Raw genomic sequence first — 23422 nt, 5'->3', positions numbered from 1 at the left:
TTTGCATGATTACTTTTAACTGCTCCCTTAGGCTGCCTTGAAACTCTGTTACAACCCTAAGGGAGATAATCAATACATACTAAAGTACCATTAATTCCAACCCGCAAGATGAGCTTTCAAAATAACTCACTACCATGGCGTCAGTAACCAGCTCCAAACTGGATGGTTTCCATTGAGGATTTTTATCTTTATTAATCAATAAAGAGCGAACTCCTTCATAAAAATCACTGCCTTTCATGAAGTGACTGGCCAGATCGAAATCCATTTTTAAACATTCTGCTAAAGATAAACCTTTGGCTTTTTGGATTTGCGCAAGAGTGATCTTAAGGCTCAGAGGCGATTTTTGCAGCAAGGTATTGTCCACTCCAAGAGCCCACACACCTTCTGTGCTTTGTAAGGATTCTCTTATTAATTCGACAGTAGGCCTGGAAAAACAAACATCAATTAAGGGTTTGATTTGACTTGCCTCGGTGGGGATAGCATTACTGGCAAAAGAAGAAATACATTGATCGACACGATTAAAAGCATCTTCTGATAAATCTTCTTGCTTTAATGCATCAATCATTGATTGCATTTGTTCTGCAAAGACAATCTGTTTCACTAATCCTGCTTTCTTGGCATCATGAGGACCCAATTTATTTCCGGTTAACCCCAAATAGATTCCTAAAAACCCTGGGCATCTGTTTAATAAATAGCTGGCACCAATATCAGGAAAAAAACCAATCCCTGTTTCTGGCATTGCAAATACAAAACGCTCACTGGCAACAGGATGACTACCATGCAGGGAAATACCAACTCCCCCTCCCATAGTGATCCCATCCAGTAAAGAAATATACGGTTTACCAAAATGATGAATAAAATGGTTTAACCTGTATTCATGCCAAAAAAACTGCATTTGCTCAGAGTCTTTACTCCGGCCTGCGTTATATAACCAACGAATGTCACCGCCTGCACAAAAAGCATTTCCTGGAACCGCTTGCACGACGACTGCTTTAATAGAATGGTCTTCTTTCCAAATTGACAATTGCTTTTGCAGTGCCATGATCATTGATAAAGTTAAAGCATTCAAAGCTTTTGGTCGATTTAAAGTAATGAATCCCAATTGACCTTCCTGAGAAAACAGCACCTCTTCAGTCATAATTAAACCCCTTTAAAATCTGCAGTTCTCTTGTCTAGAAACGCAGCTACTCCTTCCTTCTTATCTTCCGTGGCGCACACTTTTGCAAAATGAATTGCTTCCAAATGGAGTGCTTCCGTCAGTGATAAATCATAACCATGATCAATCACTTCCATAACACTGGCAATTGCTAAAGGTGCCATGCTTAATATTCCGTTTAGAATATTTTTTCCTTGGGCTAATAAATTCTCTGGTTCGACTACTTCACTCACCAAACCCCAGTTTAAGGCAGTGCCAGCATCTATAAAGCGCCCTGTCAAACATAAATCCATCGCTCGCCCTTTGCCAATTAGCCGAGCCAATCGCTGTGTACCACCATATCCGGGAATAACGCCGAGTTTTACCTCAGGCTGACCAAACATCGCCTTATTTGAAGCAATTCTGAGGGTTGCAGATATTGCTAACTCACATCCGCCACCAAAAGCAAAACCATTCACCGCCGCAAGTGAAGGTTTCCCCATCGTCTCCAAAAGTCGAAAAACTTCTTGTCCCTGACAAGCAAATTCATAACCAGTTTGCGCATTACATTCAGCCAGTCGATTAATGTCAGCACCAGCGCAAAATGCTTTACCATTCCCTGTTAACAATAATGCCTTCACTTTTGGATTGTATTTCGCTTGAAGGAATAATTCATTTAATGCACTCAGAACATCTGTGCTTAAAGCATTGAGTTTCTCTGGTCTGTTCAAAGTTAAAGTTAAGATCCCGTTACTATCTATATCCTGTTCAATTAAATTCATCAATAATCCCCTGTGATTACTCTATAAAATACTCTTCATCCAAACTTGCTTTCGCTATAATTTCACGCATGATTTCATTAGTCCCTTCAAGAATTTGATGAACTCTTAAATCTCTAAATATTCTTTCAATTTGATAATCTCGCAGGTAGCCATAACCTCCATGCAATTGCATGGCTTTATCGCTAATACGAAATGCGACATCGGTAGCCAACCTCTTGCCCATCGCACAATACATTGGCGCATTGGGATCATCATTATCCATTGCTGTTGCAGCTCTATAAACCATCAGCCTTGCTGCTTCATAATCTGTTAACATATCCGCAAAATAAAAACGAAGGGCTTGCATTTGAGTTAAAGGTTTACCAAACTGCTTGCGCTCATGCATATAGGATTGGCTCATGCGCAGGCAAGCAAGAGCTCCTCCTAATGAGCAGGAAGCAATATTAACTCGCCCTCCATTTAAAGCATTCAGCGCAATTTTGAAACCCATCCCTTCTTCACCAACACGATTGGCAATTGGCACACGACAATTTTCAAAATATAGCATACAAGTTGGCTGATTTCGCCAACCCAATTTCTTCTCCAGTTTTCCAAACGTCAGTCCAGGAGTATTCTTTTCAATTAACAAACAGCTGATGCCATGATGGGATTCATCACCTGTCCGTACCATACATAAATACACGTCGCTAACACTTCCACCTGATATGAATGCTTTTGCGCCATTAAGAACATAATAGTCACCCTCTTTTACTGCACGGGTTTTTAAAGAGGCCGCATCAGATCCGGATTCAGGTTCTGTAAGACAATAACTCGCTATCACGTGCATAGCGGTTAATTTTGGCCCCCATTTCTTGCGAATCTCTTCATTACCGTAGCGGTCGACTAATGAAGTAACCATATTATGGATGGAAAGATAAGCACTCGTTGTAATACAACCAGTAGCTAATTGTTCAAATATGAGTGCTGCATCCAAACGAGAGAGCTGGGCACCGCCTATATCTTCCCGGGCTACCATTCCCGCCATACCTAATTGGGCCGCTTCTCTTAAAATTTCGATTGGAAAATAACCTTGTTCATCCCAGGAATCTGCCATTGGAGCCAGTTTGTTACGAGCAAACTCGGAGGCCATTTCTCGAAATGCCAAATGTTCATCAGTGAAATTAAAATGCATAGACCATCCTTAGATTTATTAATTTTAGTCATTGGATTTATTTATGACGCTTTCTTAAAAAATGATATTATTGCGAATTTTTAGCGCCTGGGAAAGACAATAAGAATAATTACATGGAAACTTCAGCGCAACCATCAATTATAAATCCAAGAGCATTGGCTGTTTTAAAACAATATTTTGGATTTGATTCCTTCAGACCTCCGCAGGAAAAAATAATTGAGGATGTCATTTCTGGCCAAGATGTACTGGTTTTGATGCCCACTGGCGGCGGGAAGTCTCTTTGCTATCAAATTCCCGCTATCGTCCGCCCCGGTGTTGGCATTATAGTGTCTCCCTTAATCGCGTTAATGGAAGATCAAGTCGCCGCACTGAAACTGCAAGGTGTTCGCGCCGCTTACTACAATTCATCCTTAACTGCCGAAGAAGCAAGAAATGTACTAAATCAATTACATCATAATGAATTGGATTTACTCTATATTGCTCCAGAACGCCTGATTAGCACCTCTTTTTTAGATAGGCTGTCTGAATGTACTATCTCATTATTTGCCATTGATGAAGCGCACTGCATTTCGCAATGGGGGCATGATTTTCGACCCGAATACGCTTGTTTAGGTTTACTGAAAACCAATTTTCCTGATATTCCAATGATTGCATTAACAGCGACTGCAGATAATCAAACACGTGAAGATATTGTTACCAAGTTGAATTATCAACCCAAAAAATACGTTGTTTCATTCAATCGACCTAATATCCATTACAAAGTAATTTCTAAAACAAATGCAGTAAAACAACTAAACCAGTTTTTACAATCGGACACCCAACAATCTGGAATTATTTATTGTGGAACCCGTCACACCGTCGAACATCTTACGGAGAAATTACAAGAACTTGGATTTAAAGCACGTGCTTATCATGCTGGGCTGTCTCATACAGAGCGGCGTGAGGTGCAAAACCTTTTCCGATATGATCGTATTGATATTGTGGTAGCGACTATTGCTTTTGGAATGGGTATTGACAAGCCTAATGTTCGCTTTGTTGTTCACCATGATTTACCCAAAAGCATCGAAAGCTACTACCAGGAAACAGGTCGTGCAGGACGTGACGGATTACCAGCTAAAGCACTCCTTCTTTATGATGCTGCGGATAGCGCTCGGCTGAGATCCTGGATCATGAATATTCCTCTTGATGAACAAAGACAGATAGAAACCAATAAATTAAATCATATGCTTGCTTTTGCTGAAGCGTCACATTGCCGTCGTCAAATTTTATTACGCTATTTTGACGAACCCTGTGATACAGAATGCAAATACTGTGATGTCTGCGATAACCCACCGCAAACAGCCGATGTGACAGAAGATGCGCAAAAATTGTTATCGTGTATTTATCGATTAAAACAAAGCTATGGCTTAACTCATACTATCGATGTACTAAGAGGCAGTTTAACTGAAAAAATCAAACAGTCTGGACATGAGCACATAAGTACCTTTGGAATTGGCAAAGAGAAGTCTGCTAATTATTGGAAGCATCTTACCTGGCAATTAATTCATAAAAATTATTGTTTACAGGACATGAATCATTTTAATGTGCTACGCTTGACCCCAAAAGCAATTCCCATTCTAAAAGGCGAAGAACGCATTTCATTAACCATTCCTAACCACGACCTGAATAGCAGTAAAAGAAAGGGAAAGCAGAATGCTTCCTTTAAGCCTGAAAGTAACCCATTATTTGAAAAACTTCGTGCGTTAAGACGTCAGTTGGCAGATGAAGAAAACAAACCACCATTTATGATATTCAGTGATGCGACATTACATGAAATGGCTCAATTAAAACCCAAAAACAATAGGCAGCTATTGAATGTATCTGGCGTTGGACAACATAAACTAGCTCGTTATGGCCATTATTTTCTCGAAGCCCTAAACGAATTTTCAGAAGTCGAGTGAGATTCTGTTATGCGTAAATTACCAAGATCTTTTTATGAGCGTGATACCGTTCTGGTTGCGAAAGAACTTTTAGGTAAATATTTGGTTCATCATGATGGATTGGAAGAGAGGATTGGACGCATTGTAGAAGTCGAAGCCTACCTTGGGCAACATGATTTGGCTTGCCATTCATCGAAAGGATTGACTAAAAGGACTAAAGTCATGTTTGGTCCGGCAGGATATACGTATGTTTATCTAATTTATGGTATGCATTATTGCATGAACGTAGTCACCGAAAAGGAAGGGATAGGTTCTGCCGTATTAATACGTGCCCTGGAGCCTGTTAAAAACATTCAGGATAGAACTCAAGGACCAGGGTTATTATCCAAAGCCATGCGCATTGACTCTAAACTGAACCACCATGATTTATTAAGTAATGATTTTTATATTGCTGAGCCGAACACAACAACTGATTTTACCATCATAGAAAAACCGAGGATTGGTGTTCATTACGCAAAAGAATGGGCTAATGAATTATTAAGATTTTATATTAAAGATAATCCTTATATTTCGAAAACCTAATCAGAACGATTGCATTCCCATCTTATCAATTCCCGGATCCAAGCTTCATGCCTGTTCCGGGATATAAAAAGAAAAGTTCCTGGAATAAGTCTACTCTAAGCCAATTGCCTTGGGCGGGCAGATATAGGCATTACCCAGATTAGTCACATTGGTTTGCTCTGAGCCCCCGCTCATAAAACCTCCGCGACGATCAAATGAACCACTCATGGAACCAGTTACACCGGCTCGGTTCGTCACCAATTGAATGTAATTTGCCCCTTTTTTGCTTGCTTTATTCTTCAGATCATTCATTGCTCCCTCTTCCAAATTGCGATTGGAAGTAAAGCCTCCGGTAAAGAAATTACCCTGATTGCCTACGACCTGGCCCACGTATTTGCAACCTTTAGGTGCCGGATTCGGGCTTGCAATGACACGTTCGGCCTGAGGATCTGCTGGAATAGCTGCGCATCCGGTAATCATCAAAGTAATAACAGACGCAGATAGTAGTTTTTTCATAATTACACCTTTTTGTTATCAACAAAACAATGAAATGCTAACAACTCCTGTTTGATTAAACATTACAACCCACTTTTAAATGCACTTGATAATATTTCACTTTATTATCATCAATGAAACCTCTTGTTTCTACTACTTCAAACCAATCCAATTTCCCATGCGTTTTAGCCACTTGCTTTATTGCATTATCAATTGCTTTTTCAATTCCTTCCTGCGAAGTCCCAATTAATTCCACGATTTGGTAAACTTTATCTGTCACTCTTCTTTCTCCCTTTATTAATTTGTTTCTCAGCTTTTGCTATCGCCTTGCGAATAGCCAATGCTTCTTCGGACTGCTCTGGTGCCAACTGGAGTAACCGTTGCCAATAATTAATCGCAGCCTCATAATCATGACTTAAGTAAGCATGCATCGCAAGCATGGCTAAAGCATCCGGTTGCTTGGGATTATTTTTTAACAAGGTATGGAAAATATCTAAAATATCAGGATTGAACTGTTGATTACTCAATTGCCATAAACTGTGAGCATAGTTGACTGCAAATTGTTCGTCTTCGGGTTTGAGTTGGTAAGCTTTTGCAAAAGCGAGGGAAGCATTTTGGCTGTCCTTTTGACTACTGTATAATCTGCCTAACAAATACCAACCCTTTGCACTTTCAGGGTGAACATCCAGCTTAGCCTTTAGCTTGTCGATTAATTCCTGAGGGCTTTTAATAGATTTTAACATGGATTGAGCTAACTCCTGAGCCTCATTTCGATGGAGATATTCTTGCCACTGAGCAAAATCTCCCCAAAAATAATACCCTGTAAAAACCGTGATAAAAATAATGGGGGCTAGCAGCAAACTTGCCAAACGATTACGTCGTAAAGGATAAATAATAACAGTGCATGCAAAAACAGCTAAAACAACTAATAAAATAATTAACCACCATTCATTCATGAGAATTTCGCTTAAAACATGTCCGCCAAAAAATAAAAAAGCCAATCAATAAAAACAGGAATGGGCCAAACCACAATAAAAGAGTGACGCTCTTAACAGGTGGTTTAAAAAGTATAAAATCCCCGTAACGTGCAGTTAGATAATCCATTATTTCACTATCGCTTTTGCCCTCTTTTACCAACTCATAAACCTGGAAACGTAAATCCTTCGCTAATTCAGCATTTGAATCGGCCAAATCCTGATTTTGGCATACCAAACAACGCAAATCCTTTAAAAGATGGTTAAATTGCGCTTCTTTTCTTGCTGAGTCCAATGGATACATACTATTTGCAAACGCAACAGAAATGAAAAACAGTAATAAAATCACCTTACAACAGAAGTGGAATACTCTCATTAAGATTTCTCCAAATTCCTTATTAAAGGTAAAATATCATTTAACCAGGTTTTCTGATTCATTACCCCAACATGCCTGTATCGAATTATTCCCTTTTTATCAATGACAAAAGTTTCAGGTGCCCCATAAACCCCTAAGTCAATAGCGACTTTACCTTCTGAATCCTGACCTATGAGTCGATAAGGGTTCCCCCATTGCGCAAGCCATGCCCTCGCGTGTTCCGGTTTGTCCTTATAATTTAAACCATAGATAGGTACACCTTCTCTTGCGAGTTGCAACATAAACACTTGCTCTTCAACGCAAGCCTCACACCAACTTGCCCAAACATTAAGCAAGGCGACCTGATTATGAAAGTTCATTGCGCTAAAAGTAGAGTCAGGATTTTGCAACTCTGGTAAGCTAAAATCTGGTAATGGCTTTCCAATTCGAGCTGAAGGTAAATGATGGGGATCCAAGGATAGACCTCGCCAGAGGAAAAAACATAAAAGACAAAAAACAGCAACAGGAATAACTCGCCATCCTATTTTTTTCATATCTTTATCTCCTGACCTGCCATTACCGGTGCTTGCCTTTTTTTGTAATATCTTCTGTCTGTTAACGCCAAAACGCCTCCGGCTAAAATCATAAATCCGCCAGCCCAAATCCAACGAACCAACGGTTTATAATAAATACGTACCGACCAGGCATCCTCAGATAATGGTTCCCCCAAAGCAATATAAATATCTCGAAAAGGAGTAACATCAATTGCAGACTCAGTCATTGGCATTTGTCCGATGGTATACACTCTTTTTTCAGGAAAAATTTGCCTGGTTTTGTTCCGATATTGTATTGAAAACTCAGCCCTTGTTCCTTTGTAATTTGGGCCATTCAACGGAGTCTGATTAATGAATCCAATGTGATAATCCAGCAGATTAACTTGCTTGCCGGGAGACATACGTACATCATCTTGTACGCCATAAGCTGTAGAAACAGCAATGCCAATCACTGTTGCTGCGACACCACAATGAGCCAATACCATTCCCCAATACGCCTGTCCAACTCCTGCCACCCCTCTATCCCTGATTTTGTGATAAGCCGCATTGGCAGTACTCAACAGAACCCAGAATGCCAAAATTAATCCCAAAAGGGCTGTAAGGTGTATTTCATTTGAAGTACAGAATAGTAAAATGACGGGCAATATCAGACTGAGTAAAAAAATACGATTAAGCTTTCCGAAGACAGCCTTCCAACCATCATTCTGCCATTTCAAATGGACACCTAAGCCCATTAGCAATAATAAAGGAATCATTAATGGAACAAATACTGCATTAAAATAGGGCGCTCCCACGGATAATTTGCCTAACCCCAGCCCTTCCACCAGCAATGGATAAACCGTGCCCATTAATACCGTCAGCATAATAACCACTAAAAACACATTGTTTAACAACAAGGCACTTTCTCGGGATAATAAGCCAGGATGTTTATTGACTTGCAAGGTTTGAGCTCTAAAAAGAAACAACGTTAAAGAACCCCCAATGACGAATAACAAAAATCCCAGGATATATAATCCCCGCTGTGGATCAACCGCAAAGGCATGAACTGAAGTTAAAACTCCAGAGCGAACAAGAAAAGTACCAATTAAACTTAAAGAAAAAGCAGCGATTGCAAGCAACATGGTCCATGCTTTAAATTGCTGGCGTTGCTCTGTAACTGCCAAAGAATGTAATAGTGCCGTACCTACCAGCCAAGGCATAAAAGAAGCGTTTTCTACAGGATCCCAAAACCACCAACCACCCCAACCTAATTCTCTATAAGCCCACCAACTGCCTAATGTAATTCCCGCTGTTAAACAACACCAGGCAGCCAGAGTCCAGGGTCTGGTCCATTTAGACCAACTTGTTTCCACTTTTCCTGCCCATAAGGCGGCAATAGCAAAAGCAAAAGCAACACAAAACCCTACATACCCCATGTACAACATAGGAGGATGAAATAAAAAGCCAGGATCTTGCAGCAATGGATTCAGATCACGGCCCTGTGTATTCAATACTTGAAATTGGCGTAAGAAAGGATTGGAAGTGATTAGCAAGAAAAGAATAAAACCAATGCTTAGCCAACCTAAAACAACTAATACCCGAGCACGCATTTCCGTATCGAGGCTTGAACTAAAAAAACAAACCAGGATCATCCAAAAACTAAGGATAGCGACCCATAACAGCATGGAACCTTCATGCCCACCCCACACAGCGCAAAACTTATAAAACCATGGGAGCAGCAAGCTGGAATTATTCAGCACATAGATCACTGAAAAATCATCCGTTAAAAAGCAGGTCATGAGACATAGATAAGCACACGCCACAAATATAAATTGCAACACGACATAATTCCTGGAAGATTCAATCCAGTCTTTCCGATTCCATCGCAAACCAGCTAATGGCAACAAAGCTAACATCAAAGAAGCCACTAAAGCCAAAATCAAAAAAAACAGCCCTAATTCCGCTATCATTTTTTCACCTTATCAGCTAAAGCAGATTTTACTTGAGGTGGCATATAATTGGCATCGTGTTTTGCCAAAACTTGTACAGCACGAAAATGATGATTATCAGTGACTTCTCCTTCTGCAACTATTCCTTGCCCTTCCCGAAATAGATCAGGAAGTATCCCTGAATAGGTAACAACAATCGTGTTCTCAAAATCTGTAATTTTAAACTGGACATCCAAACCTTTTTTGGCGCGTACTATGCTGTTTGCTTCCACCATGCCCCCAACTCGAATGTGGTGTTTTACTGGTGCTTCTCCCATAACAATCTGTGTGGGAGTGTAAAATAAACTGATATTTTGTCTTAAAGCATATAGAACCAGCGCAGCCGCTGCAGATAAAACAGACAGGACAAACAGTAAGATAAATAATTTGCGTCGCCGTACAGGGGTCATTTAACCTATCTCTTAAACCAACGTTGTAATTTTTTGCGCGTACGGGTTCTTTGCCACTTTATTCCTAAAATATTCATGCCTAAAACCACGCAAACCAAACCATAAGCAGGCCAAACATAGAGAGAATAACCGCCCATTGCCAACCATTCAAAAAACTGATTCATCAGACTCTTCCTCAAATTGAATCTTAACCCATGATTGCTTTCTCTCCCTGAATAAGACTTCATTACGTGCTTTTTCCAAAATAATCCATAAGGAATACAAGAAAAAACCCAGCAAAGTAAGTAATAAAGGATACAACATACTGAGAGCAATTTTGGGCTTGGCAAACACAGATAAAGTCGCGCCTTGATGTAAAGTATTCCACCAATAAACTGAATAATGAATTATTGGCAAATCAATTAAACCGACCAAGGCTAAAATTGCTATTATTTTATCTCCATCTTCTTTATTTTTTACCGCTTGGTAGGTAGCCAGAATTGCCAGATAGAGTAACAAAAGCACTAATTCCGAGGTCAGGCGAGCATCCCATACCCACCAGGCACCCCACATGGGTTTGCCCCAAATGCTCCCTGTAACTAAAGCAAGAAATGCCATGCAGGCTCCTAATTGCGCGACTTTATGAATCAAAAGTCCTGCCATTTTGATACGCCACACCAACAATAAAATGGCTAGAAACCCCATCCAGGCATACAATGCCATTGACAAAAAAGCGCTGGGTACATGAACATAAATAATTCGGTATGCGTCCCCCTGCTGATAATCCGGTGGGGCAAATACCAATCCCCAAACCATACCAATAGCCATGGTAGTCAAAGCACTGACCGCCAACCATGGAATGATACGTCCTGCGTAGTTATAAAAATTTTTTGGCGATGCCAACTGATACAATATCTTCCACATAGGAAACAATAAAATCAAAAAGAAGGATTCTACCACGCATCAAAACAATCACAAAATTTAGTTCCAGACTTAGGGTCTGTTGACATTTCGCTCGCTTGAGTCGAAAAGCCTTGATTTTCGAGCACCGTAGCGGAGCATACATAGAAGTATGTGAGTAACGGAGCACAGAAAATCAAGGCTTTTCGGCCAAGATAGTAGAAATGTCAACAGACCCTAGTCTATATGACTAATACGTATCACTGCCGCAATCGCATAAGGTAGAAAACTAACTGCCAATAGAGACATTGCCAATAATAAAGCCAGATAACCGCTAACCGGCAAACCTTGCATGGCAACACTCAAAGTACCGCTACCAAATATCAGTAAAGGTAAAGTTAATGGCAATAGAATCAATGCCATCAAAGCACCGCGCTGATTTATCCCTACACTAAAAGCTGCTGCCAGCGCACATAAAAATAATATGGCAGGCGTCCCACAAATAAGGCTCAATAATAATATACAAGTTTCCCAAACAGTGAATGAAAATAATATCGCAATCACAGGAGATAATATTAATAAAGGAGTCACGGATACCAACCAGTGTGCCAAAACTTTAGCCGTCACAAGGAGATTTAATGCTTGTCCTGAAACCAGCCACTGCTCGAGGACCCCTTGTTCATAATCTTGTTGAAACAAACGCTCTAATGAAAGAAGCATAGATAATAAAATGGCCATCCACACTAATCCGGGGGCAAACATACGCATCAACATTAATTCTGGTCTTAAAGTAAGAGGAAAAATAAACAACAACATTAAAAAAAATAAACACGAATTAACTAAATATCTGATTTGCCGCACCTGGATTAACAGTTCACGCCTGAACTGTTTTCCGAATAATTGAAGTGTGAAATTCATAGATGATACTCCTCATAATCTGCCTTGTTTAAAGGCAAGTCCTGATGAGAAGTCAATAATACAGCGCCACCTTTTGCCCTGTGCTCCTGAATTTTTGTGATAATTGTAAGCAATGATAGCTCATCAAGAGCAACCAAAGGTTCATCAAGCAACCATAATTTTGCTTTTGACATCCATAATCTTAATAAAGCAACTTGTCTTTTTTGTCCTGAGGATAGTAATCCACATGGATAATCAATAAGGTGTTCCAAACTGAATAACCTGCATAATTCTGTAATGCTCAATACACCAGGAGAAAAGTGTATATCAAATAAACAATTTTCTCTTAGAGTAAGATAGGGATTGATCCCTGATCTATGCCCCACAAAACATAATTGCTTTTGATAGGTGCACAGATCCTTTTTTATAGGTTGCCTTTCGAAGAGAATTTCTCCGTTTTCAGGATTAAGCAAACCTGCGATTAATTTAAGTAAAGTCGTTTTTCCCGCTCCATTGGATCCTTTTAAATGCAATAAGCCCCCAGCAGGAAGATGAAAAGAAATTTGTTGCAACAAGGGCTGGTCATGATAGTCAAAATCAAGTTCAATCACATCAAGCATAAAACACTTTATTATTAGATACACTCAGCTAACTATAACAGGACATAAGAAAAATCCCCAATGCCTTCATTAAAAGTTATTTAATTTTTACTTGCGAAGTAAGTGGATGAGCGCCATAATCTGCTTTATTTTTTGCAAAGGTATATGATGGAATTCCTTAGTGAATATGGCATGTTTCTCTTAAAATGCATCACTCTCGTCATCGCATTACTCATTCTTCTGGCAGGCATATTTTCTATAGGTCGCAAAACCAAACCCAAACTGGAAATTACCTCTCTTAATGAAGAGTATGAGCACCTGAATGCCTTAATGAATAAAGAGATTTTAGGAAAAAAACCTGGAAAGAAGAAAAAAGATAAAACCAAGCGCCCGGTTCTTTATGTCATTGATTTCAGCGGTGATATCAAAGCAACCCAAGTTGAACAACTAAGAGATGAAGTCACATCGATATTAAGTATAGCCAAGCCTGAAGACGAGGTTTTAGTCAGGTTGGAAAGCCCTGGAGGGGCCGTCAATGGTTATGGACTTGCTGCGTCACAATTACAGCGAATCCGTGATAAAAAAATTCCTTTGACTGTCAGCATAGACAAAATGGCAGCCAGCGGCGGGTATTTAATGGCCTGCGTTGCAAATAAAATAATTGCTGCTCCATTTGCAATAATCGGCTCTATAGGCGTAGTTGCTCAAATTCCTAACTTTCATCGCTGGTTAAAGAAAAACAACATTGATGTTGAGTTACTAACTGCAGGGGAATACAAGCGTACGCTGACACTTTTTGCGGAAAATACCGAAAAAGGTAGAAAAAAGTTTCAGGAAGATTTGGAAAAAATTCATACCGCATTTAGAGAGTATGTTCTTAAGAATAGAAGTCAACTTGATATAGATAAGGTTGCAACTGGTGAACATTGGATAGCAAAAGACGCTTTTGATCTCCGGCTTGTTGATAAATTAGCTACAAGTGATGAATACTTAATAGAAAAAATGGCAGAGTTTAGTGCGTTTAAATTAACCGTCCATGCCAAATTGCCGATTATCAGTAAGCTGCTTAAACCAGCAATGAGACTCTTTCATCCCTGGATTTAAAAATGAATACTGAAACGGTTTTGAGAGTACTGTTGAAATTCAATACCGTTCAATTAGATTGCATTTCACAGGAATAGAACTTAATGAATTACTCGGCAAAAACTTGCAAAATCTGCCATTAACCAAAAAATTGAATCTCGGTATATAATTAAAGAATAACAATTTTTTCTGAGGAGTAAGACATGAGTGATTTCAAATCGAAGTTACCAGATCTTAATGAATTAACATCAATGACTGCGAAACTATTTAAAGGAATTAAAACCAGCGTAAGCGAAATAATTCAAGATTATAAGCAAAAAAGAGCGCAACCTGTTAGTACCGAAGAAAAACCTGCAGAAAATAAGGCAGCTGAAAGCAAGCAACCCGAACCAAAAACAGAAAGCAAGCCAGCTGAAAACAAAACTGAACCAAAAACAGAAAACAAACCTGAATCAAATACAGAAAAAACACAGGAAAAAGAGAAATAATCCTGTGCAAACGAATAAGTAATATGATGCAATCAGGCTATCTATCGTTCCATTCTTTCAGGTCGTGTTAAGCCGTATTTGCGCATTTTTTCAACTAAAGTGGTTCTTCTCATGTTGAGATAGCTGGCTGCATGAGCAACGACCCAATCTGACTCATCTAAAGCCTGGCTAATCAAGGCAAGTTCTGTCTTCACTAAATGTTCTTTTAAATCAATGCCTTCTGCATTGGCTACTGATTCCTGTTTTATTATTTGCAACAGAGTTTCACGCTCTGCTCCAGATGCCTCTGGATAGGATGGCTTGTATTCACCTTGAAACCGATGAGGTAAATCACTCTTACCAATAATGCCATTAGGGTAAAGAATAGATAATCTCTCCACCAAATTAGCTAACTCTCTCACATTTCCTGGCCAACTGTATTCGCATAAAGCATCCATAGCATCGGGCATTAATCGAACGGTAGGTCTGCCCTCTCCTTCAATTCGAGAAACCAGCTCATTAAAAAGAAGTGACAAATCACTGCTTCTATTACGTAGCGGGGGCATTTCAATAGGAAATACATTCAACCTGTAAAACAAATCTTCTCTAAACTTCCCTTCTTGAATAGCAATTTCCAAATTTCTATGTGTTGCAGCAATGATACGAACATTCACTTCGATGCTTTTATTGGAACCAACTCTTTCAAAACAACGTTCTTGTAAAACTCTTAACAACTTAACCTGCATAGCTAATGGCATATCTCCTATTTCATCCAGAAATAGAGTTCCTCCATTGGCCAGCTCAAACCGCCCTTGCCTTGAGGTAATGGCTCCTGTAAACGCACCCTTTTCATGACCAAATAATTCACTCTCTAATAATTCACCTGGAATTGCTCCACAATTGATAGGGACAAATGGCTTGTTTGCTCGAGACGAAAGGGAATGTATATTACGAGCAACAACTTCCTTACCCGTACCTGATTCACCCAAAATCAACACACTGGCTTCCGTATCAGCTACTTGCTCTATCAATTTGCGAACTTGACGAATACCTTCACTATTTCCAACCAAACTTCTAAACAAAGGGGTCTTATGGGTGCCTGCTGTGATAAATTTAACCGCTTCTTTAGCTATTTGACATCTATGGAGTGACTTAAGCATTTTTGCGTAGCTGAATGGAAATGACAAACAATCAACAACATTTCGGTCTGCACAGTCAGATGTAGAAAGCACAGCGTCAATAACCAATATAGGAATCTTTGGAAATCGTTTTACTAATGCTTCCAATTCATCCATCGTTTTTTCAAAAGAGGTACATGCTCCAAGCACTATCACACTTGGATTAGGATTAACACTCAATTGCCAATTGCCATATTGAGTGACCTCAGAGGATTGACCTATAAAATCAAAAATAGTCCGAAGCTTGTCACAACGTTCTTTATCATCATCGATAATATAAATCCTGTCATTACTCCTCATAAACCTATCCTTAAGTTTGAGTCATTTAATTTAAAGTATCGGACACATAATGAATAACTGTCAAATAATTGTCACAATTTTATTTTAACCGTCATAAAATCCATCGAATTAGACCATATTTCTATAATTAAAAAATTACCAGGTTAACCTGGCGCTCATTAAATTTCATAACTATCACCGGCCTAATCCATTGATTTATCTATAACAGATAATCATCTTAAACGCATTACACTGATTGCCAAAACACAATTCCTGGCTTCCGATGGTCTTTGTAGCACTCACTTGAGTCTGTTTAACGAAATTCTTGGCTTGCATATATCCCATACGATTACAAAAAGAATTCGCTGCTTGTTTACCACAACCTTTATTGCGCTCCAAACACCAATCCACCCGGTAATCATTATAACGGGGTACAGCAAATCTCTTCTCTCTATAATGATACGGTTTGGGAGGGGTATGTGATAAACCAATAGCGCAAACTATCGTCATAAAACCATTACAACGCCATCCTTTGCACTGAGCCCTGCTGCCCAAATAATTGGTTAAACCTACGTTATAGGCAATGACATTTTGTGTGGCGTAGTCATAACCCAGTATTTGGCAGTAACGGTTCGCTACATCCTTTCCACACTCTTTCCCATCTAAAGTGCAGTAATCAAGGCGTTGCCCTAAATAAGTAGGATGCCAAAAATTCCTAAATGCCAAATTCTGCTTACTTGAAGCTGCTAACTGACCGCAAAAAGAAAAAAATAAAAGTATAAAAACCAGGAAATTTCTAAAATTGCTCATTATAACAATCCATTACCAAGTATTAGCACATGTTAGCGTAGGATGACTGGGAGGCACAAGAGAGATTTATTCTTCTTTTAGTAGCACTGCAACAAACGATTGTCTTATTGAGTTTTCTATATCTGCCTATGATTTAAAGATGACCAAAGGCAAAATAACTACATCAAGATAATTTTTCAAAGGTTATAAACAATGTTATAAATAGGAAATAAAATGAGATTCTCAACCACCACTTTAAAAGCCCATATCATAGGCTAGTCGTTTATGAAAAAATATTTAACTTTTGTAGTTTCAAGCTTAGCCTTCATTGCAATAATATGGTTCATTCGCCACTTATGGATAATTGGAACTGTCAAAGTTGTACATCCTGTTTATGGAACTGCAATTCAAGCTGTTTATGCCACAGGGACAGTCGAACCAACCGTCATGATGCCAATTGCCTCACAAAACACAGCCCGCCTTATCAAGTTGAATGCAGATGAAGGCTCAGAAGTAGTAAAGGGACAGATATTAGCCAGCCTGGAAGATGAACACCTGCAACATAACTTAAAAGAGCTAAAAGAACATGAAACATTAGCAAAAATAAGATACGAGCGGAATGCTCAATTAGTTAAAAAAGGAGTCATCTCCAAAGATGAGTATGATCGCACATTGTCCGAATGGCAAGCAGCCAGTGCCGCAGTACGCAGAATAGAAGCTCAAATCAGTTATTTACAACTGATAGCCCCTGCAGATGGTCGTATCATTAAACGTGACGGTGAAGTTGGACAACTAATCCCGGCTAATCAACCAGTATTTTGGCTTTCTTGCTGTGCCCCCCTAAGAATTTCAGCCGAAGTCGATGAAGAAGACATTGTATTGGTCCGAGTAGGACAAAAAGTAATGATCAGATCAGATGCTTTTCCAAATCAAATTTTTTATGGCCGCGTAAAAAGTATCACCCCCAAAGGCGATCCAATAGCCAGAAGTTATAGAGTTCGTATTAGCTTCATAGAAAATAATCCTTTATTAATTGGTATGACCGCTGAAACCAATATTATTGTCCATGAAAAGAAAAATGCCTTATTGCTGCCTGTAAGCAGTATTTCTGAAAACAAAATTTGGCTTGTACAGGATGATGGGAAACTCACTCAAAATACAGTGACTATTGGTGCAAAAGGATTGAAACAAATCGAAATTTTAAAAGGTGTGAGTATTAATGATCTGGTTGTCTTAAAACCTGATCATAAGCTAAAAAAAGGACAAAAAGTACGTTTCATTCTTGTGAAACAGGATGAATAATGAAGCTATTTTTAAAAATTGCTTTAAAACATTTACTTGCGCGCAAACGACAAAGCCTGGTTTCTTTGATGGGAATTGTATTGGGAGTAGCCTTCTTTTTGACAATTTCGTCACTAATGCAGGGTTCCGAAAAAGATTTTATTAGACGCTTGGTAGATAATTCACCTCATATTACGATTATTGATGAATATCGAAACCCTCGGATACAACCTATTCAACAGCTATACAAACAAGGCGCTATTGAAATTCGCAGTGTTAAACCATTAGCAGAACCTCGTGGAATTCGAGGGTATGAACAAACAATAGATAATTTATTACTCACCCTCCCGGGAATTGTTATTTCTCCTGTCCTAATTGGGCAAGCCTTGATTAGTTATGCAGGCAAAGATTATTCAATCACTCTGAATGGGATGATCCCTGAAGAGATAAAAAAAGTTTCGACTATCGAAAATTATATGATTTCAGGTTCGATTAATGATCTCATAATGAATTCCGATGGTATTGTCCTGGGAAGTGAGCTCTTGCGTAAATTATCTCTGACAAAAGATGATAACATCACTGTGACAGCTCCCAATGGCCAAATACGTACTTTTAAAATTCTTGGTGTATTTCGCACTGGCCGTTCAGACTTTGATACCAATCAAGCTTTTATTAGTATTAAACGAGCTCAAGCATTATTAAACAGACCTAACCGCACCAATAACGTTATTATAAAACTGCCCAACCCCTATCAGGCCTATGAAATTGCCGCTCAAATTGAAAAACAGATAGGCTATAAAACCATTTCCTGGCAGGAAAAATCGGAAGATTTGCTGAATACACTGGTCATTCGAAATATCATTATGTATAGCGTGGTTAGCGCTGTTTTAATTGTCGCTGCATTTGGAATTTATAATGTTATTTCGACTGTAGTAATGGAAAAACACAGAGACATTGCCATACTTAAATCAATCGGTTTTCAGAAACAGGATATTCAATTTATTTTTATCATAGAAGGTTTTCTTCTTGGGCTTGTTGGATGTTTGTTAGGACTGCCTTTGGGAAGTGGACTGATGTACAGTCTCATGCAAGTCCAATTCAAACCACCTGGAAGTTCTGAGTTGATTAATATGCCACTCGATTGGAGTTACTTACAATTTGTCATCGCAACAGCTTTTGCGATGTTCGCCTCAATCATAGCCGCAGTTCTTCCTGCTCATAAGGCAGCACTTGTTCATCCAGTTGATATCCTGCGAGGAGGGGGAATGTGAACAAGATTGTCATAAAAACAAAAGAGCTTTCGCGTCAACTGTCAGGTGAAGTTCCCGTCACTTTAGTCAGGGACATAAATCTCGAAGTCAGAGAAGGTGAGTTTTTAGTAATTTCTGGCCCCTCAGGTTCTGGCAAATCGTCATTGCTTTATTTGCTAGGATTGCTTGATAGACCTACTAAAGGAACAATTTGGCTCAATGATGAAGAGGTTTCAACTGATGAGGAAGAAAAACTGACCAGGTTGCGCTTAACTCAAATAGGTTATGTCTTTCAATTCCATTTTCTGTTACCTGAATTTACAGCCCTGGAGAATGTGATGTTGCCTATGCAACGTTTAGGAAAACTAAGTCTGGGGGAAATGAAAAACCGGGCTACCAAACTTTTAACCAGTTTAGGCTTAGAGGATCAATTATCAAAATTACCTAAACAACTCTCTGGGGGTCAAAGCCAGCGCGTCGCTATTGCACGAGCTCTGGCTAATGATCCCATTTTGCTCCTGGCAGACGAACCAACTGGAAATCTTGATACCGCTTCAAGTACCAATGTGCAAAATATACTGAAAGAACTTGCTCATGAATATGGAAGAGCAGTAATTATCGTAACACATGATGTTAATTTTGCCGCTACAGCAGACAGAGTAATCCATATTGTCGATGGCAAAATGCAAGAATAGCCTCACTTCTTGCTAATCAATGCTTGCTTCATCAATTTCATCCTGCTCTATTCTTCAGGACTAACGAAAAACCCCAAGGTCGAGGCAAAAAATGCTTTTAATGAGGGAGTTTAGATAAACTAAATGACCGAATTAAAAACATTTTTTAACAAATAGATTGGGGTTTATCGTAAGTCCTGTTCTTTTTAAATCGGATTAGGACTGTCTATAAACCAATGTTCCAAATCAAAATGATTTGCAAGATAAATCCCTAAAGATTGAATACCGAAACGCTCCGTAGCATGATGACCACAGGAAAAATATTGTATGCCCAATTCCATAGCCTGATAGAACGTTCGTTCAGAAACCTCACCGCTTAAATAAGCATCAACGCCAAGTTGATAAGCTTCTTCTATAAAATCTTGGGCTGCGCCTGTGCACCATGCGATGGAGTGAATCATTTTTTTATTTCCCGCAATATGTACAGGATACCGACCAAGTTTATGTTCTAAAAAACTGGAAAATTGTTCGTTGTTCATTGACTTTGATAATTTTCCAGACCAAAGCAGATTGGCGGTATTATTGACGCGGTGCATCTCAGGAGAGTCTATTAACAGCAAATTCGCCAGGCTGGCATTATTCCCTAGCTCGGGATGACAATCCAAAGGCAAATGATAGGCAAATAAATTCATGTTATGGCCAAGTAGCTTAGCAATCCTTCGCCTTTTCATTCCGGAAATAACAGGATTTTCACCTTTCCAGAAATAACCATGGTGAACTAACAGTGCATCAGCTTGCTGTTCAATAGCTTGGGAAATCACGTCCTCTGATGCACTGACCGCCGTACATATACGCTTAATCTTGTCTTTGCCTTCAACTTGAAGTCCATTAGGTGCGTAATCCTGGTATTGAGAGCAATTCAAGAAATCCAGTAAAAAAAGGCTTAATTCATCTCTTGTAATCACCTGTCAGAAACTCTCTTAATATCCGCTCCCAATAGAGATAACTTTTCCTCTATTCGCTCATAACCTCTATCAACATGATAAATCCGCTCAACTATTGTTTCCCCTTCAGCAACCAAGCCTGCGAGAATTAAACTGGCTGATGCCCTTAAATCAGTAGCCATGACCGGTGCACCAGTTAATTTTTCTACACCATGAACGATGGCCGTATTTCCATTGAGCTGAATATTAGCTCCCATTCGCTGTAACTCTTGAACGTGCATAAATCGGTTTTCAAAAATAGTTTCTACAATAGTTGATGAACCTTCTGCTACAGAATTCATTGCCATAAATTGAGCTTGCATATCCGTTGCAAATGCAGGGTAAGGGGCGGTAGAAATATTAACTGCTTCGGGACGCTTGTTATGCATATTTAAACTGACCCAATCCTCACCAATGGTTAATTCCGCGCCTGCCTCTTCAAATTTACATAATTGGGATAATAAAGTATCAGGGCGTACTTTCTTAACTGTAACTTGACCGCGAGTAAGTGCTCCAGCAGCCAAATAAGTGCCAGCCTCTATTCTATCGGACATGACTGAGTAAGTCCCTCCGTTTAGTGACTCAACACCTTCCACTTCAATAGTTGAAGTACCTGCACCTCTTATTTTCGCTCCCATTTGAATCAGAAAATTAGCCAAATCCGCCACTTCTGGTTCACGCGCAGCATTTTTAATTGTAGTAATCCCTTCTGCCAACACAGCGGCCATTAATACATTTTCAGTTCCTGTGACAGTAACTGTGTCAAACATCAAGCGTTTACCTTGCAGACGTCCTTTTTTGCAACGAGCATTAATGTACCCATTTTTAACAGTAATGTCAGCCCCCATTGCTCTTAATGCTTTTAAATGCAGGTCAACTGGCCTTGTTCCAATGGCACATCCACCAGGTAAAGAAACATCTGCCTTACCAAAGCGAGCGAGCATTGGACCTAATACCAAAATAGAAGCTCGCATTGTTTTGACCAGATCATAAGGAGCGACGAATTCATTAACTTGGCTGGAATCAACCTGAACATTCATCTTTTCATCAACAATTAAATGAGCTCCTAATTGGCCTAACAGTTCCATCATGGTGGTGATGTCTTTAAGATGAGGTACATTAGATATGGTGACATGATCACTGGCTAATAGACTGGCAGCCATGATTGGAAGAGCAGCGTTTTTTGCTCCCGAAATGACTACTTCACCGTGTAATGCTTTACCACCATTAATCAATAATTTATCCATGTTGCTTCCCCCATTCTTCTTTTGTCCATGTCTTCATACTGATAGCATGAAGCCTACCGGTGGTAATAAAGTCTTTAAGCTGGGCATAAACCCATTGCTGTCTCGCTACTTTAGACTTATTAAGAAAGATATCGGTCACTACAGTTACCTGATATTGATAACCATCCCCTTCTACCTTGACATAAAATACATCGTCAATTTCATTAAGTCTTTGTTCAATTTCTTCATTACTTAACATAAACTTAGCTCACTAATTAAAATAAATACAAATTTTTTATACTTTTATTGATAAAAATTAACAAATACGACTAAATCATTATCAAAAATTCCGTGTACTACCTCATTTTCTATAGATTTGGATTTTTTCGCTTGCCACAACATTACCTCAAAATTCACGGGAATTTATCAATTCAGGAGAACAACTAGAGTCTGTTAACTTTTCTCTGGCTTGAAACCCAAGACCTTGATTTTTAAGCGGAGCACAGAAAACCAACGTTTTAAAGCCAAGATAGTAGAAATGTCGATAGATCCGATCCTAGCGCTCTAAAGGGATAAGTTCTATGGAATAATAAATAGTTCTGGCTCAGAATTGTTTCAAGATGTTTGTAAAATAGTCTTCACTCCACAGAATTCAGCCAGGGATTGAGTTTCAGGAGATATTCCTATTACTTCAAAAACCTTATTATTTTGTTTACATAATTTTCTAGCTTCAATAATTAAAGCAAGCCCAGCACTATCGCAATGAGTCACCTCGCTTAAATCAAGGCAAAATCTTTCTCTGGTATCGTCCATTAAAGCTTTATAAAGCTTGTCACGAACCGATACCACTGATTTGAATGTAAGCTGAGTACCAGGTTTAAAGTTATTAATTTCCACAATCAGGAAGCCTTCTTAATTTGTTTTTGTTGCATTTCCTTTATCACTTGACTGATACTTGAATGTTGTAGTGCCTGTGCAAATTGTGATCTAAAACTTTGCAACAAACTAACACCCTCAACACTGATATCATAAATTTTCCATTTCCCATTCTTGGACACAAGACTATAACTCAATGGTATGTTTTGCCCTGCAGAGCGCACAATCACGCTATTTACACGAATAAACCGACTATTTAAAGAACCACGTAAGGGTAAAAACTGCACTGTTTCATCGGAATATTGAGCCAATGGACTGGAATAAGTACGAATCACCAAACGAGTAAATGCTTTTGAGAACTGAATTCTTTCCGCTTCGGTTGCCTTACTCCAGGCTTGCCTGCCCAGAACTGAACGAGACATACCCGCCACATCAACGTTAGGTACAAGGTTCTCCTCAACTGCTTTGTAAATAATCTCAGGATTACTTTTCAAACGCGCTTTATTTTCTTTGAGAACAGAAATAATTTGATTAGCGGCACGTTCCAACATAGGAATAGGGGAGGTTTGAGCAACCATTGCTTGAGATAATGTCGTCAACACAACGAATAAAATTGTTTTAAAAACTCTCATGGTTCA

The 23422-nt window shown here is 39.2% G+C and carries 28 protein-coding genes; 7 read left to right on the top strand and 21 right to left on the bottom strand.

Annotation, left to right across the window (positions count from 1 at the left end):
• Window positions 1-79 precede the first annotated feature (79 nt).
• The 3 genes from CC34_RS0103235 to CC34_RS0103225 are packed head-to-tail and all read right to left on the bottom strand — an operon-like array spanning window position 80 to window position 3088.
• Complete coding sequence (locus CC34_RS0103235) at window positions 80-1138, bottom strand: enoyl-CoA hydratase/isomerase family protein (protein WP_028379143.1); 1059 nt, start codon at window positions 1136-1138, stop codon at window positions 80-82.
• Window positions 1139-1140: 2 nt separating this feature from the next.
• The gene (locus CC34_RS0103230; protein WP_027227580.1) at window positions 1141-1917 is read right to left on the bottom strand and encodes an enoyl-CoA hydratase/isomerase family protein; all 777 of its coding nucleotides are present in this window, start codon (window positions 1915-1917) and stop codon (window positions 1141-1143) included.
• Window positions 1918-1933: 16 nt separating this feature from the next.
• Window positions 1934-3088: an acyl-CoA dehydrogenase family protein gene (locus tag CC34_RS0103225; RefSeq protein WP_027227579.1), complete on the bottom strand. Its 1155-nt coding sequence runs from the start codon at window positions 3086-3088 to the stop codon at window positions 1934-1936.
• A gap of 113 nt (window positions 3089-3201) precedes the next feature.
• On the opposite strand from CC34_RS0103225, the gene recQ reads away from it, so the two are divergent.
• Window positions 3202-5028: a DNA helicase RecQ gene (gene recQ / locus CC34_RS0103220; RefSeq protein WP_028379142.1), complete on the top strand. Its 1827-nt coding sequence runs from the start codon at window positions 3202-3204 to the stop codon at window positions 5026-5028.
• 9 nt (window positions 5029-5037) lie between these two features.
• The gene (locus CC34_RS0103215; RefSeq protein WP_027227577.1) at window positions 5038-5589 is read left to right on the top strand and encodes a DNA-3-methyladenine glycosylase; all 552 of its coding nucleotides are present in this window, start codon (window positions 5038-5040) and stop codon (window positions 5587-5589) included.
• A gap of 90 nt (window positions 5590-5679) precedes the next feature.
• Here the strand turns inward: CC34_RS0103215 and CC34_RS0103210 are convergent, their stop codons facing one another.
• The 11 genes from CC34_RS0103210 to ccmA all read right to left on the bottom strand — a co-directional run bounded on the left by CC34_RS0103210 (window position 5680) and on the right by ccmA (window position 12719).
• Window positions 5680-6084: a DUF4156 domain-containing protein gene (locus tag CC34_RS0103210; RefSeq protein ID WP_027227576.1), complete on the bottom strand. Its 405-nt coding sequence runs from the start codon at window positions 6082-6084 to the stop codon at window positions 5680-5682.
• Between the two features lie 55 nt (window positions 6085-6139).
• A complete protein-coding gene (locus tag CC34_RS0103205) occupies window positions 6140-6343 on the bottom strand; it encodes a dodecin (protein ID WP_011213332.1) in 204 nt (67 codons plus the stop codon).
• The gene (locus tag CC34_RS0103200; protein ID WP_028377938.1) at window positions 6333-7019 is read right to left on the bottom strand and encodes a tetratricopeptide repeat protein; all 687 of its coding nucleotides are present in this window, start codon (window positions 7017-7019) and stop codon (window positions 6333-6335) included. Before CC34_RS0103200 ends, CC34_RS0103205 begins: the two co-directional genes overlap by 11 nt.
• Window positions 7012-7413, bottom strand: coding sequence for a cytochrome c-type biogenesis protein (locus tag CC34_RS0103195; RefSeq protein ID WP_027227574.1), 402 nt, complete (start codon window positions 7411-7413; stop codon window positions 7012-7014). Before CC34_RS0103195 ends, CC34_RS0103200 begins: the two co-directional genes overlap by 8 nt.
• A complete protein-coding gene (locus CC34_RS0103190; protein WP_027227573.1) occupies window positions 7413-7946 on the bottom strand; it encodes a DsbE family thiol:disulfide interchange protein in 534 nt (177 codons plus the stop codon). Before CC34_RS0103190 ends, CC34_RS0103195 begins: the two co-directional genes overlap by 1 nt.
• Entirely contained in the window at window positions 7943-9895 is a 1953-nt protein-coding gene (locus CC34_RS0103185) for a heme lyase CcmF/NrfE family subunit (RefSeq protein WP_027227572.1), read from the bottom strand. Before CC34_RS0103185 ends, CC34_RS0103190 begins: the two co-directional genes overlap by 4 nt.
• Window positions 9892-10323, bottom strand: coding sequence for a cytochrome c maturation protein CcmE (gene ccmE / locus CC34_RS0103180; RefSeq protein ID WP_028377937.1), 432 nt, complete (start codon window positions 10321-10323; stop codon window positions 9892-9894). The genes CC34_RS0103185 and ccmE overlap by 4 nt, the downstream gene beginning before the upstream one ends.
• A gap of 5 nt (window positions 10324-10328) precedes the next feature.
• Complete coding sequence (ccmD, locus tag CC34_RS0103175; RefSeq protein WP_011945969.1) at window positions 10329-10487, bottom strand: heme exporter protein CcmD; 159 nt, start codon at window positions 10485-10487, stop codon at window positions 10329-10331.
• Entirely contained in the window at window positions 10471-11226 is a 756-nt protein-coding gene (gene ccmC / locus CC34_RS0103170; RefSeq protein ID WP_027227570.1) for a heme ABC transporter permease CcmC, read from the bottom strand. Before ccmC ends, ccmD begins: the two co-directional genes overlap by 17 nt.
• A gap of 213 nt (window positions 11227-11439) precedes the next feature.
• Window positions 11440-12120: a heme exporter protein CcmB gene (gene ccmB, locus CC34_RS0103165; protein WP_027227569.1), complete on the bottom strand. Its 681-nt coding sequence runs from the start codon at window positions 12118-12120 to the stop codon at window positions 11440-11442.
• The gene (gene ccmA, locus CC34_RS0103160; RefSeq protein ID WP_027227568.1) at window positions 12117-12719 is read right to left on the bottom strand and encodes a heme ABC exporter ATP-binding protein CcmA; all 603 of its coding nucleotides are present in this window, start codon (window positions 12717-12719) and stop codon (window positions 12117-12119) included. Before ccmA ends, ccmB begins: the two co-directional genes overlap by 4 nt.
• Window positions 12720-12866: 147 nt before the next feature.
• On the opposite strand from ccmA, the gene sohB reads away from it, so the two are divergent.
• Window positions 12867-13802, top strand: coding sequence for a protease SohB (sohB, locus tag CC34_RS0103155; protein WP_027227567.1), 936 nt, complete (start codon window positions 12867-12869; stop codon window positions 13800-13802).
• A gap of 182 nt (window positions 13803-13984) precedes the next feature.
• Entirely contained in the window at window positions 13985-14269 is a 285-nt protein-coding gene (locus tag CC34_RS0103150; RefSeq protein WP_028379141.1) for a hypothetical protein, read from the top strand.
• 41 nt (window positions 14270-14310) lie between these two features.
• Here the strand turns inward: CC34_RS0103150 and CC34_RS0103145 are convergent, their stop codons facing one another.
• Window positions 14311-15726: a sigma-54 dependent transcriptional regulator gene (locus CC34_RS0103145; RefSeq protein ID WP_027227565.1), complete on the bottom strand. Its 1416-nt coding sequence runs from the start codon at window positions 15724-15726 to the stop codon at window positions 14311-14313.
• Window positions 15727-15921: 195 nt separating this feature from the next.
• A complete protein-coding gene (locus CC34_RS0103140) occupies window positions 15922-16515 on the bottom strand; it encodes a hypothetical protein (protein ID WP_028377936.1) in 594 nt (197 codons plus the stop codon).
• A gap of 264 nt (window positions 16516-16779) precedes the next feature.
• Here CC34_RS0103140 and CC34_RS0103135 point away from each other — a divergent pair, with 264 nt between their 5' ends.
• The 3 genes from CC34_RS0103135 to CC34_RS0103125 are packed head-to-tail and all read left to right on the top strand — an operon-like array spanning window position 16780 to window position 19720.
• A complete protein-coding gene (locus CC34_RS0103135) occupies window positions 16780-17796 on the top strand; it encodes an efflux RND transporter periplasmic adaptor subunit (RefSeq protein ID WP_028377935.1) in 1017 nt (338 codons plus the stop codon).
• On the top strand, window positions 17796-19046 hold the full coding sequence (locus CC34_RS0103130; protein ID WP_028379140.1) for an ABC transporter permease: 1251 nt from the start codon (window positions 17796-17798) through the stop codon (window positions 19044-19046). Before CC34_RS0103135 ends, CC34_RS0103130 begins: the two co-directional genes overlap by 1 nt.
• Window positions 19043-19720 (top strand): ABC transporter ATP-binding protein, encoded by a 678-nt coding sequence (locus CC34_RS0103125; RefSeq protein ID WP_027227561.1) that lies wholly within the window; start codon window positions 19043-19045, stop codon window positions 19718-19720. Before CC34_RS0103130 ends, CC34_RS0103125 begins: the two co-directional genes overlap by 4 nt.
• Before the next feature lie 185 nt (window positions 19721-19905).
• Here the strand turns inward: CC34_RS0103125 and CC34_RS0103120 are convergent, their stop codons facing one another.
• The 5 genes from CC34_RS0103120 to CC34_RS0103100 form a co-directional block, all read right to left on the bottom strand.
• Complete coding sequence (locus tag CC34_RS0103120; protein ID WP_027227560.1) at window positions 19906-20664, bottom strand: Nif3-like dinuclear metal center hexameric protein; 759 nt, start codon at window positions 20662-20664, stop codon at window positions 19906-19908.
• Complete coding sequence (murA, locus tag CC34_RS0103115; protein WP_028379139.1) at window positions 20661-21929, bottom strand: UDP-N-acetylglucosamine 1-carboxyvinyltransferase; 1269 nt, start codon at window positions 21927-21929, stop codon at window positions 20661-20663. The genes CC34_RS0103120 and murA overlap by 4 nt, the downstream gene beginning before the upstream one ends.
• On the bottom strand, window positions 21922-22167 hold the full coding sequence (locus CC34_RS0103110; protein ID WP_027221209.1) for a BolA family protein: 246 nt from the start codon (window positions 22165-22167) through the stop codon (window positions 21922-21924). The genes murA and CC34_RS0103110 overlap by 8 nt, the downstream gene beginning before the upstream one ends.
• Window positions 22168-22523: 356 nt before the next feature.
• Window positions 22524-22805 (bottom strand): STAS domain-containing protein, encoded by a 282-nt coding sequence (locus tag CC34_RS0103105; protein WP_027227558.1) that lies wholly within the window; start codon window positions 22803-22805, stop codon window positions 22524-22526.
• A gap of 2 nt (window positions 22806-22807) precedes the next feature.
• Entirely contained in the window at window positions 22808-23416 is a 609-nt protein-coding gene (locus tag CC34_RS0103100; protein ID WP_027221207.1) for an MlaC/ttg2D family ABC transporter substrate-binding protein, read from the bottom strand.
• Between the last annotated feature and the right edge of the window lie 6 nt (window positions 23417-23422).

This window comes from Legionella pneumophila subsp. fraseri (assembly GCF_000586315.1).
Classification (GTDB): domain Bacteria; phylum Pseudomonadota; class Gammaproteobacteria; order Legionellales; family Legionellaceae; genus Legionella; species Legionella pneumophila_B.
This window is presented reverse-complemented; position numbering and strand designations above follow the sequence as displayed.